General features: G+C 72.1%; 12 protein-coding genes. 6 read left to right on the top strand and 6 right to left on the bottom strand.

The annotated features are described in order from the left end of the window. Positions 1-2: 2 nt before the first annotated feature. Positions 3-1,403, bottom strand: coding sequence for a glucuronate isomerase (gene uxaC, locus Aco03nite_RS42910; protein ID WP_203807068.1), 1,401 nt, complete (start codon positions 1,401-1,403; stop codon positions 3-5). 100 nt (positions 1,404-1,503) lie between these two features. Between uxaC and Aco03nite_RS42905 the strand changes: the two genes are divergently transcribed. Continuing rightward, on the top strand, positions 1,504-2,733 hold the full coding sequence (locus Aco03nite_RS42905; protein WP_203807066.1) for a lactate racemase domain-containing protein: 1,230 nt from the start codon (positions 1,504-1,506) through the stop codon (positions 2,731-2,733). On the opposite strand, the gene Aco03nite_RS42900 is transcribed toward Aco03nite_RS42905, so the two are convergent. Next, positions 2,634-3,722, bottom strand: coding sequence for a LacI family DNA-binding transcriptional regulator (locus Aco03nite_RS42900; protein WP_203807064.1), 1,089 nt, complete (start codon positions 3,720-3,722; stop codon positions 2,634-2,636). The genes Aco03nite_RS42905 and Aco03nite_RS42900 overlap by 100 nt on opposite strands. Before the next feature lie 119 nt (positions 3,723-3,841). Here Aco03nite_RS42900 and larE point away from each other — a divergent pair, with 119 nt between their 5' ends. From larE to larC, 3 genes are read left to right on the top strand one after another with little or no spacing between them, the layout of a single operon-like run. Next, positions 3,842-4,681: an ATP-dependent sacrificial sulfur transferase LarE gene (gene larE / locus Aco03nite_RS42895; protein WP_203807062.1), complete on the top strand. Its 840-nt coding sequence runs from the start codon at positions 3,842-3,844 to the stop codon at positions 4,679-4,681. Continuing rightward, on the top strand, positions 4,674-5,339 hold the full coding sequence (gene larB / locus Aco03nite_RS42890; protein WP_203807060.1) for a nickel pincer cofactor biosynthesis protein LarB: 666 nt from the start codon (positions 4,674-4,676) through the stop codon (positions 5,337-5,339). The genes larE and larB overlap by 8 nt, the downstream gene beginning before the upstream one ends. After that, complete coding sequence (gene larC, locus Aco03nite_RS42885) at positions 5,336-6,535, top strand: nickel pincer cofactor biosynthesis protein LarC (RefSeq protein ID WP_203807058.1); 1,200 nt, start codon at positions 5,336-5,338, stop codon at positions 6,533-6,535. The genes larB and larC overlap by 4 nt, the downstream gene beginning before the upstream one ends. On the opposite strand, the gene Aco03nite_RS42880 is transcribed toward larC, so the two are convergent. Genes Aco03nite_RS42880 through Aco03nite_RS42865 form a run of 4 tightly spaced genes read right to left on the bottom strand, consistent with a single transcriptional unit; the run spans position 6,519 to position 11,164 of the window. Next, positions 6,519-7,019, bottom strand: coding sequence for a gluconokinase (locus Aco03nite_RS42880; RefSeq protein ID WP_203807056.1), 501 nt, complete (start codon positions 7,017-7,019; stop codon positions 6,519-6,521). The genes larC and Aco03nite_RS42880 overlap by 17 nt on opposite strands. Continuing rightward, on the bottom strand, positions 7,016-8,740 hold the full coding sequence (gene uidA / locus Aco03nite_RS42875; protein WP_203807054.1) for a beta-glucuronidase: 1,725 nt from the start codon (positions 8,738-8,740) through the stop codon (positions 7,016-7,018). The genes Aco03nite_RS42880 and uidA overlap by 4 nt, the downstream gene beginning before the upstream one ends. A 1-nt stretch (position 8,741) precedes the next feature. Beyond that, complete coding sequence (locus Aco03nite_RS42870) at positions 8,742-9,929, bottom strand: glycoside hydrolase family 1 protein (protein ID WP_203807052.1); 1,188 nt, start codon at positions 9,927-9,929, stop codon at positions 8,742-8,744. Continuing rightward, positions 9,929-11,164 carry a mannitol dehydrogenase family protein gene (locus Aco03nite_RS42865; protein ID WP_203807049.1) on the bottom strand — a complete coding sequence of 412 codons (1,236 nt, stop codon included), beginning with the start codon at positions 11,162-11,164 and terminating at the stop codon, positions 9,929-9,931. Before Aco03nite_RS42865 ends, Aco03nite_RS42870 begins: the two co-directional genes overlap by 1 nt. Positions 11,165-11,274: 110 nt before the next feature. On the opposite strand from Aco03nite_RS42865, the gene Aco03nite_RS42860 reads away from it, so the two are divergent. Then, on the top strand, positions 11,275-11,862 hold the full coding sequence (locus tag Aco03nite_RS42860; protein WP_203807047.1) for a TetR/AcrR family transcriptional regulator: 588 nt from the start codon (positions 11,275-11,277) through the stop codon (positions 11,860-11,862). After that, a complete protein-coding gene (locus Aco03nite_RS42855; protein WP_203807045.1) occupies positions 11,859-14,156 on the top strand; it encodes an alpha-L-rhamnosidase in 2,298 nt (765 codons plus the stop codon). The genes Aco03nite_RS42860 and Aco03nite_RS42855 overlap by 4 nt, the downstream gene beginning before the upstream one ends. Positions 14,157-14,268: the final 112 nt, after the last annotated feature.

Below are 14,268 nucleotides of genomic sequence, written 5' to 3'. Positions count from 1 at the left end.
CTTCACAGTTTGAAGACGTGCCGGGGCTGGGTGCTGGTGAGGCCGGTGAGGATGTCGGCGGCCTCGTCCTCGTCGAGGCGGTGCGCGGCGACGAGTTCGGCGAGGTGGCCCGCGTCCAGGCGGCGGGCCATGTCGTGCCGGGCCGGAATGGAGCAGAAGGCCCGGGTGTCGTCGATGAAGCCGGACAGCCGGGCGAACCCGGCGATCTCGGTGACGGCCCGCTGGAAGTCGCGGATGGCCGACGGGTTGTCCAGGAACCACCACGGCACCCCGGCGTAGACCGACGGGTAGAAACCGGCCAGCGGCGCGATCTCCCGGCGGTAGGTGGTGGCGTCGGTGGTGAACAGGACCAGGTGCAGGTTCGGGTGGGTGCCGTAGCGGGCCAGCAGCGGTTGCAGGGCGCGGGTGAACTCGACGGTGGTGGGGATGTCGTGGCCGGTGTCCGGGCCGTACGCGGCATGGGTGGCCGGGTGGTGGTTGCGGTGGATGGCCGGATGCAGAGTCATGACCAGACCGTCGTCGCAGGACATCCGGGCCATCTCGCAGATCATGTGGCGGCGGAAGGCGGTCGTCTCGGTCTCGGTGGCCCGCCCGGTCCGGGCGCGGTCGAAGATGCGGGCGGCGTCGGCGGCGTCGAGGGGTTCGGCGATCGCGTCGGCGTGGCTGTGGTCGGTGGAGACCGCGCCGTGGGCGGCGAAGTGGCGGCGCCGGTCCTCGAGGGCGGCGAGGTATTCGTGGTAGGTGCCGGCGCCCAGTTTCTCCACCGCGGCGGCCCAGTCCGGGCGCGCCGGTTCCAGGTAGCGGTCGGGCCGGAAGGTGGGCACGATCCGCGCCGTCACGGCCGGGTCGGCGGCCAGTGCGGCGTGGGCGTCCAGGGTGTCGGCGGGGTCGTCGGTGGTGGCCAGGAATGCGATCCGGAACCGGTCGAGCAGTGCCCGGGGCCGATGGGTGGGTGCGGCCAGCTGGGCGGCGACCTGGTCGTAGACGTCGTCGGCGGTGGCCGCCGACGGCCGCGCGGTGACACCGAAGACGTCGGCCAGTTCGGTCTCCAGCCAGTACCGCACCGGGGTTCCGGCCAGCAGCCGCCAGTTGGCGAACAGCAGCCGCCAGACGTCGCGGGCCCGGTCCTCCGGCAGCGGCCCCTGACCCACCCCGAGCCGGTCCAGGGAGATCCCGCCGGCGTGCAGCAGCCGGGTCACGTAGTGGTCGGGCTGCACGAACAGGGCGGTCGGGTCGGTGAACGGGGTGTCGTCGGCCAGGATGTGGGGGTCGACATGGCCGTGCGGTGAGATGATCGGCAGGTCACGGACCGCCTGGTAGAGCCGTCGGGCGATCGGCCGCACCGATGCGGCGGCGGGCAGCAGCCGGTCCGGATGCGGGTTCAGGGTGGGGTCCGTAGCCATGCCGCTGAGCGTGCGGATCGTTGCTCATCGCTGGCAAAGAGTTGCCATCAGTTGCACCGTGTTGTTGCGGCCGGGGTGGCGGGAAGCGCACGGTGCGCTCATGGAGAACATCATCGGCGGTCCCGGGCAGGTCCTCACCGACGCGGACGTCCGCGCCTTCGTGACGTCCCGGCTCGCCGCGGAGGACCTCGACGGCAAGCGGATCTGCGTGATCGTCCCGGACGCCACCCGCAGCTGTCCCCTGCCGCTGCTGCTCAGCGCCGTGCACGAAGCCCTGCACGGGCGGGCCGCGGCGGTCACCGTGCTGATCGCGCTCGGCACCCACGCCCCGATGTCGCCGGAGCAACTCGACCGGCACCTGGGCGGGCCGTATCCCGGCTTCGACGTGCGTAACCACGAGTGGTGGGTGCCGGAGACGCTGGTGTCGCTGGGCGGCATCAGCGGTGACCGGGTGGCCGAACTGTCCGAGGGCCGGATGCGGCAGCCGGTCGACGTCACCCTGAACCGGGCGGTGGTGGAACACGACGTGTGCCTGGTGATCGGGCCGGTGTTCCCGCACGAGGTGGTCGGCTTCTCCGGCGGCAACAAGTACTTCTTCCCCGGCGTCGCCGGGCCGGAGATCATCGACTTCTCGCACTGGCTGGGCGCGCTGATCAGCAGCGCCGAGATCATCGGCACCCGTGGCATCACCCCGGTCCGGGCGCTGATCGACGAGGCCGCCGCCCTGATCCCGGCCCGCCGGCTGGCGCTGTGCCTGGTGGTGCAGTCCGGGTCGGGAGCGCTGCACGCGGCGTCGTTCGGCGCTCCGGAACAGGCGTGGGCGGCGTGCGCGGACGTGTCCGCGCAGACTCACGTGCGGTATCTGGACGCGCCGGTCGCGCGGGTGCTGTCGATCGTGCCGGAGAAGTACGAGGACATGTGGACCGGGGCGAAGGGCTTCTACAAGGTGGAGCCGATCGTCGCCGACGGCGGGCAGGTGATCATCTACGCGCCGCACATCACCCGGATCTCCGAGATGCATCCGGAGATCGAGCAGCTGGGCTATCACTGCCGGGACTACTTCGTGAAGCAGTGGGACCGGTTCGCCGGCCATCACTGGGGCGTGCTGGCCCATTCCACACATCTGCGCGGGTCAGGCACCTGGGATCCGGTGGACGGCGAACGGCCCCGGGTCACCGTGACCCTGGCGACCGGTATCCCGGAGGCGGTGGTCCGGGGCGCGAACCTCGACTACCTGGACCCGGCGACGGTCGACGTGGCGGCCATCAGCGCCGGCCCGGAGACCTTCGTGGTGCCGGAGGCCGGTGAGGTCCTGTTCCGTCTGCGGTGACCGGTCGAGCCCCGCACCACCAGCTGCGAGGGCAGCACCACCGGCGCCTGGGTGGTGGGCCGGGCCCCCCGGGTCAGCGCCAGCAGGTTGCGCACCGCGGCCTGGCCCATCGCGTGCAGCGGCGCCGCGACCGTGGTCAGCGCCGGAGTCACCAGTTCGGCGGCGAAGATGTTGTCGAAACCGACCACGCTGACGTCGTCGGGCACCCGCACCCCGGCCGCGGTCAGCGCCCGGATCAGGCCGATCGCCATCAGGTCGTTGTAGGCCAGGACCGCCGAGGTGGGATGCCGCATCAGGTCGGCGGCGGCCGCCGCGCCACCGGCCACGGTCGGCTCGTACGGACCGAGCCGGTGGGCGTGCAGCTCCAGTTCGTGGGTGGCCTCGCGCAGCGCCCGCCAGCGGGTGCCATCGGCCCAGGACGCCTCCGGACCGGCCAGGTAGGTGATCCGGTCGTGACCGAGTTCGCCCAGGTGCTCCACGGCCCGGCGCACCCCGCGCGGGTTGTCGGTGACCACGCTCGGCACGTCGGTGACCGCCCGGTTCATCACCACCACCGGCCGCTGCTTGGCGATCATCCGGATCGCCGAGTCGGACATCCGCGAGGTGGCCAGCACGATCCCGTCCACCATCGTCAGTGCCCGTTCCAGTGCCTCACGTTCGCGGGCACCGGACTCCTGCGCGTCGGTGAGCAGTGTGGTGTAGCCGGCTTCCAGGGCGGCGGCCTGCGCGCCGCGGACGATCTCGTTGTAGAACGGGTTGGTCACGTCCGCGATGACCAGGCTGATCATCGACGTACGACCGGTCGGCAGCGCCCGGGCCAGGGGGTTGGCCCGGTAGCCGAGTTCGGCGGCGACCTTGCGGATGTGCTCGGCGGTCTCGGCGTTGACCCGCCCCGGCCGGGCGAACGCCCGCGACACCGTGGACGAGGCGACCCCCGCGGCCCGGGCCACGTCGTAGATGGTCGGGGACTTCGCCGCCCGCTCCGCCATTTGTTTCCCCCTTGTTTCCGGGAGGGCGACGCTATCCGCCCGCACAACAATTGGCAACCGCTTGCCACCGACCCGGAATCTGCGATCTCGTGGAGGCAGCCGACACGAGGGGGAACACGATGGACGGCACGGAGGTCGATGTCACGGTCGACCGGATCGGCGCGGCACTGACCGGGATCGACCGGCTCGCGGTGGCCTTCTCCGGCGGTGTCGACTCGTCGCTGCTGCTGGACCTCACCGCCCGCGCCCTGGGCCGCGACCGGGTCCTGGCGGTGCTGGGGATCTCGCCGAGCCTGCCGGAGCACGAGCGCCGCGCCGCCCACGACGTGGCCCGGCACGTCGGGGTACCGGTCGTCGAGGTGACCACCCACGAGGGCGACCGGGAGGCGTACCGGCGCAACGGCCCGGACCGGTGTTTCCACTGCAAGGACGAGCTGTTCACCCGGATCGGCGCGGACGTGCTGGCCGAGTACCGGGTGGACGCGGTCGCCTACGGGGAGAACGCCGACGACGCGCGCCGCCCGGACCGGCCCGGGTCACGGGCGGCCACCGAGCACCGGGTGCTGCGGCCGTTGGCCGATCTGGGGCTGACCAAGGCCGACGTGCGCCGGCTGGCCGCCGCCTGCGGGCTGCCCAGCGCGACAAAACCGGCCGCACCGTGCCTGGCCTCGCGGATCCCGCATTTCAGCGACGTCACCCCGGCGAAGCTGGCCCAGGTCGAGGCGGCCGAGGCCGGGTTGCGGCGGCTGGGTTTCACCGATCTGCGGGTACGTCACCACGATGACGTCGCCCGGATCGAACTGCTCCCGGAGGACCTGCCGCGCGCCGTCACCGCACCGATGCGCGACGCGGTGCACGCCGCGGTGACGGCCGCCGGTTTCCGGTTCGCCGCCGTCGACATCGCCGGGATCCAGTCCGGCGCGTTCACCCTGCCCCTGGTCCAGGTGTCCGGTGTCTGACCACCTCGGTTACGCCGACCTGGACCTGGACCGCACCGCCCGGCGCGGCTACCCGGAGGCCGTCTACTGCGCGGGTAAGACCCCGGCCCAGGTCGCCGGGATCGCCGCCGCGGTCCGGGACCGCCCGGACGTCGTCACGCTGTTCACCCGGGCCGGGGCGGACCACGCCGCGGCGGTGCTGGCCGAGTTGCCGGACGCCCGCCACGAACCGGATGCCGGGCTGCTCGCCTGGCCGCCCGCACCCCCACCGCCGACCGGGGGCCTGGTCGTGGTGGTCGCCGCCGGCACCTCCGACCTTCCCGCCGCCCGGGAGGCCGAACTGACCGCCCGCTACCTGGGCCGGCCCACCGAGTCGGTGGTGGACGTCGGCGTCGCCGGGCTGCACCGGATCCTGGCCCGGGTGGATCTGCTGCGCCGGGCCCGGGCCGTGGTGGTGGCGGCCGGCATGGACGGGGCGCTGCCCAGTGTGGTCGCCGGGCTGATCGCGGCGCCGGTGGTGGGCCTGCCGACGTCGGTCGGCTACGGCGCCGCGTTCGGCGGTGTCGCCCCGCTGCTGACCATGCTGAACGCGTGCGCGCCGGGGGTCGCGGTGGTCAACATCGACAACGGGTACGGCGCCGGTCACCTGGCCGCGCAGATCGCCGCGGATCCGGCGTGACCGGCCGGCACGCGTGGATCGACGCGTCCGCCGGGGTGGCCGGGGACATGATGCTGGGCGCCCTGCTGGATGCGGGCGCCCGTCTGGACCGGGTGCAGGCCGCCGTGGAGGCGGTGGCGCCCGGCTCGGTGCGGATCACCGTCACCGAGGTCACCCGCGCCGGACTGCGCGCCGCCAAGGCCGACGTCGAGGCGCTCACCGACAGCCCCCCGCACCGCACCTGGACCTCGATCCGCGCCCAGCTGGATGCCGCCGGCCTGCCCGAACAGGTCCGCGACCGGGCCGTCGCGGTGTTCGCCCGGCTGGCCGGGGCCGAGGCCCGGGTGCACGGCGTCCCGGCCGGCGACGTGCACTTCCACGAAGTCGGCGCGCTCGACTCGATCGCCGACGTCGTCGGTGTCTGCGCGGCGCTGCACGATCTCGGGATCGGCACGGTCTCCGCGAGTCCGGTCGCCGTCGGGTCCGGGCACGTGCGGGGCGCCCACGGCCGGTTGCCGGTGCCGGTTCCCGCCGTCGCCGAGCTGTCGCGGGGGTGGCGGGTGGCCGCCGACGGGCCGGGTGAGCTGGCCACCCCGACCGGGATGGCCCTGATCCGGGCGCTGGCCGGGGTCTGTGAGGATCTGCCCGCGATGACCCTGGACACGGTCGGGGTGGGCGCAGGTGGCCGGGACCGCCCGGACCGGGCCAACGTGGTGCGGGTCCTGATCAGCGCGGAGAAGGCCGCCGGGCCCGAACAGGCGGTGCTGCTGGAGGCCAACGTCGACGACCTCGATCCGCGGCTGTGGCCGGGCGTGCTGACCGGGCTGCTGGACCGCGGTGCCGCGGACGCGTGGCTGACCCCGATCGTGATGAAGAAGGGCCGCCCCGCCCACACCCTCAGCGTCCTGTGCACCCCGGAACGGGCGGCGGCCCTGCGCGAGCACGTCTTCGCGCACACCAGCACACTCGGGGTCCGCGAATCGCCGCGGATCAAGACGCCCCTGGACCGGCTGTTCGTGACGGTCCGGGTCCGGGGCGCCGAGATCCCGGTCAAGGTGGGTCACCGGGACGGTGTGATCGTGCAGGTGATGCCCGAGTTCGACGACGTCGCCGCCCACGCCCGCGCGCTGGACCTGCCGGAGCGGGTGGTGCTCCAGGAGGCCCAGTCGGCGGCCGGGGCGGCCGGTTACACGCCGGGTGTCACGCTGCCGCGCTGAGCACCTGCCGGACGATCTGCCCGGGGGTGCCGGCCACGTCGGCGACCATGCCGTACTCGCCGAGTTCGAGGTCTTCGAGGGTCTCCAGCTGGGACGCCAGCAGCCCGGCCGGCATGAAGTGCCCCTGCCGGGCGTGCAACCGCCCGGCGATCAGTGCGGGGGCGGCCCGCAGGTGGACGAAGAACAGCGGCCCGGCCCCGGCGACGAGCAGGTCCCGGTAGCTGCGGCGCAGTGCCGAGCAGGCCAGCACCACCGGACGGCCGGCGGACCGCTCGGCGGCGACCGCGGCCGCGCACGCGCGCAGCCACGGTTCCCGGTCCTGATCGGTGAGCGGGATCCCGGCGGTCATCCGCGCCCGGTTGGCCGCCGGGTGCAGGTCGTCGGCGTCCAGGAAGACGGCGCTGGGAAGCGCCGCGGCCAGCAGGGCGCCGACGGTCGACTTCCCGCAGCCGGACACTCCCATCACCACGATGGCCCGGGTCAAGGGGTGGCCTTCGACCAGCGGCGGCGCAGTTCGTGGGCAGCGGCCTTGGGACGGCGGTCGCGGGTGAAGACGCCCTTCTTGTTGCCGTCGACGCGGTGGATGCCGTGCGAGGTCTGGAAGTCGGCGAAGTTCCACACGTGCTCGCCGACGAAACCCTCGATCCGGTCGAAGACCCGGTGGTGCATGGCCAGGAAGGCGGACTGGTACTCCTCGGTCCACGGGGTGTCCCAGACCGAGTGCAGGCCGGCCTGAGTGTCGGCGCCGTACTCGGACATCATGATCGGCTTGCCGAAGCGCTGCAGCCAGCCGCGCAGGTCGGCTTCCAGGTACTGCTCGGCGGTGGCCAGGTCACCGGTGGCGACGTACCAGCCGTAGTAGCGGTTGATCGACAGCACGTCGAACAGGTCGGCGATCCGGTCGTTGGCGGCGGTGGCGAACATGACCGCGGAGTAGGTCAGCGGCCGGGTCGGGTCCAGGTCGCGGGCCAGTTCCACCAGCGGTTCGAAGTATTCGCGGGCGCCGTCCTCGTTGGAGGCGGGCTCGTTGGTCAGCGACCACATGACGACGCTGGGGTGGTTCTTGTCCCGGGCGATCAGTTCGGTGATGGCCTGCGCGTGCGCGGCCCGGGTCTCGTCGCCGAACGTCTCCGGGGAGAACGTCGGCCGGGGCGGGGCGCCGGTCAGGCCGGACACCACGGCCAGGTTGAGACCGACGGCGGCCGTCTCGTCGATGACCACGATGCCGTGCCGGTCGGCGAAATCCATCACCTCCTCGGCGTACGGATAGTGCGAGGTCCGGAAGGAATTGGCCCCGATCCAGTCGAGCAGCTGGAAGTCGTGCACCAGATACGCGTCGTCGTGGCCCTTGCCGCGCACGGCGGTGTCCTCGTGCTTGCCGAAGCCGGTGAACCGGAACGGCTCCCCGTTGATCAGGAATTCCAGACCACGGACCGCCACCGTGCGTACGCCGAACGGCTGCTCGTAGACGTCGTGGCCGTCGATCGAGGCCCGCAGCGTGTACAGGTAGCCCGCGCCGGGCCGCCACAGCGTCGGATCCTCGATCGTGGCGACCCCGTCGGCGCCGGTGGCCACCACCGTGCCCGAGGCGTCCAGGATCGCGACCGCGACCGCGGCGGGTTCGCTGGTGGCCACGTCGTAGGTGACGGTCCCGTCCAGGGCGGTCACCACGGTCACGTCGGTGACGTGCAGCGACGGCACGCTGTGCAGCCACACCGAGCGGTGCAGGCCGGCGTAGTTGTAGAAGTCGTGCTGGTACTGCTGGCGTTTGCGCCCGGCCTGGTCGACGGTGATCGTGCCGGGCGGAATGGTCGTCCCGGTCAGCTGGTTGTTGACGCCGATGGTCAGCGTGAACTCGCCGCCGGCCCGAACCAGATCGGTCACGTCCACGTCGAAGGGCGTGTAGCCGCCGACGTGCGAGCCGGCCAGGGTGTCCCCGACGTAGACACGGCCCTCGTGGGTGGCGGCTTCCACCCGTACCAGAATCCGGTCCCGATCCCAGCCCCGGGGAACCCGGACCGCGCGCTGGTACCAGACCCAGCCGACGTGGTCGCGGATCGCCGGGTCGGTGAACAGGTCGTTGTAGCTGGCCGGGACCGCCGCTTCCAGGGTGGTGCCGGCGTCGAAGGCGTCGCCGGCGCTGAACCGCCACAGCCCGTCGAGGCGGACCTGCTCACGGGTCGCGGTGGGGCGGGGTTTGAGCATGTCAGAGTCCGTTCCGCTGGGCGACGGCACCGAGCCAGGCCAGGCTCGGCTTGGGGGTGCGCACGAAGGTCTCCCGGTCCACGGCGATCAGCCCGAACGTGGGCGCCCAGTGGCCCCACTCGTAGTTGTCGAGCAGGCTCCAGTGCAGGTAGCCGCGCACGTCGACACCCTCGGTCACGGTGTCGGCGAGGCCCTGCAACGCCTCCGCGGTGTACGCGATCCGCCGGGCGTCGTCGCCGGTGGCCATGCCGTTCTCGGTGATCAGAATCGGCACCCCACCGGTGCGTTCCCACGTGTGCCGGACCGCCATCGCGAGGGCGTCCGGCCGGTACGCGGTGCCGATCATGGTGTTGTCCGGGTGCACCGGATGCGGCACGATGCCGTCCTCGGTCACCCACATGCTGGAGTACGACTGCACCCCGACGAAGTCGTCACCCTTCGCACCGTCCAGATAGAGGTCCTCCCGGGCGTACCGGACCTCGCGCAGTTTCTCCTCCCCGCCGGGCCGGGCGACCAGGGCCTGGTTGGCGATGGTCCAGCCGACCTTGGCGCCGGTCCGCTCACGCACGATGTCGCGGACCGCATGGTGGGCTTCGACCAGGCGGTGCCCGATGGCCGGGTCGGGGCTGGGCAGCACCGGGCGTTCGCCGTTGTCGACGGTGGGGCTCTGCCACTCGCCGGAGGCGGCCAGCCGGGCCATCATCGTCATGACCGCGAGCATGTTGGGTTCGTTCATCGTGCACACCCACGGCACGCCGTCGAGGATGCCGGCGGCGGTCTCGGCGAAGAACCGGAACCGTTCGATCGCCCGCTCCCCCATCCAGCCGCCCTCGGCGGCGAACCAGCGCGGGTTGGTGAAGTGGTGCAGCGTCACGATCGGGGTCAGGCCCAGGTCCAGCGCGGTGTCGATCATCCGGCGGTAGTGCGCGAGTTCGGCGCGCGAGACCAGGCCGGGTTCGGGTTCGATACGGGCCCACTCGATGCCGAACCGGTAGGAGTTCAGCCCGGCGCCGGCGAGCAGGCGCATGTCCTCGGCGTACCGGTGGTAGCTGTCGCAGGCGTCGCCACTGCGTTCCATGCCGGGCGCCTGGCCCTCGGCGGCCCAGAAGTCGCTGTTGACGTTGTTGCCCTCGATCTGGTGCGGCGCGGTGGCCGCGCCCCAGAGGAAACCGTCGGGGAAGGTCGGCATCACGGGGTCCTCATCTGTCGCACGGTGGTGTGGAAGGTGTCGTCCGCGGCGAGCCGCGGGTCGATCTCGGCCAGGTCCAGGCCGGAGGCGGCCAAGGCGGTCGCGCATCCGGTGGCGGGGCGGCCGGCGGCGCGTTCCCGGCGGGCCACCGGGACGATGCGCAGGCGCAGCTTGGTGAGGGTGTCCTCGGCGATCTGCGCGAGCCGGTGCTCGATGCGGGGGTTGGTGAAGCGGGCGGCCAGTGCGGTGCGGTAGGCGCGGATCTCCAGGTCCGGGAGGTGCCGGGTGGCCTCGTCCCACAGCGCCTCCACCTCGGCCCGGCCGGCCGGGTCGGTGAACGCCCGCGCGACGGTGGTGTGGCCGCGGCGGCGGCCGGTGGCGGCGAGCAGGGTGTGCGCGCCGTTGAGCAGCCAGAGTTTGCGGTTCTCCCACGGTTCGATGTCGTCGGTGAAACGGGCCGTCGACCAGGCGGGGTGGCCCGCCGGGAAGTCACCGGAGAGGACCCAGTCGGTGAACGGCTCGGTCACCACCGGGGCCTCGTCGCGGTAGCCGGTGGCCGCCTCCACCAGGCCGGTCTCCTCGGGGGTGACGCGCGGGGTGATCCGGTCGACCGAGGTGGAGACGACGCTGATGCCGGTGGGCAGCCAGTCGCGCAGCTCCGGGGACACCTGCTCGGCGAGGGTCTCCAGGGACCGCCGGACGGTTTCGCCGTTGGCGGCCAGGTTGTCGCAGGGCACGATGGCCAGGGCGGGTGCGCCGTTGCTACGGCGCAGTTCCAGGCCCAGCAGGATACGGCCGAGCACGGTCGCCGGGGTCGCGGCGGGGCTCTCCCCCCGTACTCGAAAAGCGGTCTGGAGAAGTGGAATCTCCTCCGGATCGACCTGGTAGGCCGCCTCGGTCACGGTCAGGGTGAGAATCGCCGTCCGCGGGTGCGCCAGCATCCGGGTGAACTCCGCGACGTCGCCGCCGGGGACGGCCCGCACGATGCTGCCGACCGTGCTGAACCGGTCCCCGTCCGGGGCCCGCTCGACCAGGGTGTAGACACCCTGTTGCGCGGTCAGCCGATCGGCGAGCCCGGTGCTGCGGCCGGTGAAAGCCACGATGCCCCAGTCGGCGGCGTCGGCAGCGCGATCGGTGTACCAGGCCTGGTGGGCGCGGTGGAAGGCGCCGAGGCCGAGGTGCACGATCCGCTCCGGCCGGTCACCTTCGGTGGTGCGGGAGAGGAGGGGACGCATGGCGTTCATCTGAGCGGTGTGCTCCCGCGCTGGTCAATCGGTTGCCGCTTATTGTCTTTGCCATCGCGGCAATCTTGCAAATTTGGCAACAAACGGCGATGGTGGTCGGCATGACACAGCCGGGACTGCGGGAACGCAAGAAGGCGGCGACCCGCGCGGCGCTGAGCCGGGCCGCCTGGACGATGCTGCTGGCCGATGGATTGGAATCGGTCACACCGGAATCCGTCTCGGCGGCCGCCGACATGGCGCCGCGCACGTTCCGCTACCACTTCCGCAACCGCGAGGAGGCGATCCTCGACGAGCTGGCCCAGCAGCATCTGGCGCTCGCCGACCGGATCCGGGAGCGCCCGCCCGCCGAGCCGATCTGGGACAGCCTGCTGGCCGTCCTGCCGCCGGAGGTGGTACGGATCTGCGGCGACCGCGCCGTCTTCGCCACCCTGCTCCGGGTCATCGGCGACGACCCGGCGATGCTCGCGCAGAACCTGACCGTGCTGGAACACAGCCGGATCTCCCTGGCCCGGGTCATCGCCGAACGCGCCGGCGGGCAACACCCCGGCACCTATCCGAACCTGCTCGCCGGGGTCGCCGTCACCGCGATCAGCACCGCCGTCACCCACTGGGCACTCGACACCACCGGCACCGACCTGGCCGCCGTGCTGCACGACTGCCTGCAGAAGATCCGGGAGGGCCTGTCTTGACCCACGAACTGCCCGACGAGGACTGGACCGCGTCGTGGATCTCCCCCGCCGAGCCGGCCGTGCCGCCGCCGGGGCAGCGCCCCGCCTACATGCTGCGCGGCACCTTCGAGGTCACCGGCGAGGTGACCCGGGCCCGGCTGTACGCCACCGCACTCGGTGTCTACGAAGCATTCCTGAACGGTGACCGTGTCGGATACATCGAACTCGCACCCGGCGCCACCTCCTACGCCGACACCCTGTACGCCCAGCTCTACGACGTGACCGCCGACCTGCGCCCCGGCACCAACACCGTGGAGATCCTGCTCTCCGACGGCTGGTTCCGCGGCATGAACGGCACCTGGCGCAAACCCGGAGCCTGGGGCGACCGCACCGCCGCCCGCGCCGAACTGCACCTGCACCACGCCGACGGCAGCACCCGGATCGTCCGCACCGGCCCCGACTGGACCTCACAACCCAGCACCATCACCGCCGCGGACCTGATGAACGGCCAGACCACCGACTTCACCTTCGTCCCGCCCGCACCACAGCCGGTGCTCACCGACGCCGTCACTGCGCCACCGATCGACTGGTCCCCCGCTCCCCCGGTCCGCAGGATCCAAGACCTTCACCCGGTTTCGGTACGCCTACACGCGAGCGGCTCGTGGATCGTCGATTTCGGTCAGAACGCCTCCGGCTGGCTCCGCCTCGACGACCTGGGACCGGCCGGCACCCGCACCGTCATCGACCACGGCGAACACCTCGGCCCGTCCGGCGACCTGGACACCACCCACCTGGACAGCGCCCGGCCCGGCCAGGCGCCGCTCCCGTTCGTACAGCGCGATCAGGTGGTCTCGTCCGGAACCCCCGGCGAGGTGTTCGAACCACGGCACACCGTGCACGGCTTCCGGTACGCCCGCATCGAACGTGGCGACATCCCTCTCGACCCGGCGAGTGTCGTCATGCGTGTCGTCCACACCGACCTGACCCCCACCGCCACGTTCACCTGCGGCAACGACGACGTCAACCGGCTCGCCGAGATCGCCGCCCGGAGCTTCCGCAGCAACGCCGTCGACATCCCCACCGACTGCCCGACCAGGGAACGACTCGGCTGGACCGGCGACTACCAGGTGTTCGCCCCCACCGCCGCCCGCCTGTTCGACGTCGACGGCTTCAGCCGCAAATGGTTGCGGTCGGTACGCGACGACCAGCTCCCCGACGGCCGCATCGTCAACGCCTCCCCCGATCACGCCCGCCTGAAGACGATCGAGAACCCGGAAGCCGACATCATCACCGGCTCGGCAGGCTGGGGTGACGCCATCGTCCTGGTGCCGTGGACGCTGTACGAGACGTACGGCGACGACGGGGTCCTGGCCGAGAGCTTCGACGCCATGGTCCGATGGGTGGAATGGGCCTTGAGCAAGGCCCGCGACCACCACCACCCGTCCCGCTCCGAACGGCTGCCGCACCACGAGTTCCTCTGGGACGGCACCTTCCACTGGGGCGAGTGGTGCGAGCCGAAACAGCGGGCCGCCGACGGCACCCTGATCGACCCGGTGGCCGGCGACCCGATGGCCTGGTTCATGGCCGACAAGGGCGAGGTCGGCACCGCCTACCTCCACCGCTCCACCAGCACCCTGGCAGCGACCGCCCGGGTGCTGGGCCGCACGGCCGAAGCCGACCGGTACACCTGTCTGGCCGAGAAGATCCGCGACGCCTGGCAGACCGAGTTCCTCGACAGCCGCGACCGGCCGCAGGCCTTCTACGTGCGGGCCCTCGCCTTCGACCTGGTACCGGACCACCGGCGGGCCCAATTCGCCGACGATCTCGTCGCGCTGATCCGCGACGCCGGCTTCCACCTCGGCACCGGGTTCCTGTCCACGGCGGACCTGTTGCCGGTGCTGGCCGACACCGGGCACGGCGACATCGCGTACGAACTGCTGTTCCAGCGATCGTCACCGTCCTGGCTGGGCATGCTGGAGCGGGGTGCCACCACGATCTGGGAGGACTGGGACGGCATCGGCGCCGACGGGACCGCCACCGCCTCCCTGAACCACTACAGCAAGGGTGCCGTCGTCCGGTTCCTGCACACCCACACCCTGGGCCTGCGGCAGGCGCCCGGCTCGACCGCCTGGGAACGGTTCATCGTCGCCCCCGTGCCCGACGAACGGATCGGCTGGGCACGCGGCACCTTCGACAGCCCGCACGGCACCATCACGGTCGGCTGGCACTACCAGGACGGCGAAGTACTCATCGACGTCGACGCCCCACCCGGCTGCACCGCCGAGATCATCCACCCGGACGGCCACGGCACCTGACCGTCCCCTCAGTCCGGTGTGATGCGGCGGGTACCGGCGACCAGGATCGGAACGCAGGGTCAGCTGGCAGGGCCCTGCGCCCCAGCGTCCCCGCAACCTGATCCGCGGCGGA

The sequence above is a fragment of the Actinoplanes couchii genome (genome assembly GCF_016862075.1).
GTDB lineage: Bacteria > Actinomycetota > Actinomycetes > Mycobacteriales > Micromonosporaceae > Actinoplanes > Actinoplanes couchii.
This window is presented reverse-complemented; position numbering and strand designations above follow the sequence as displayed.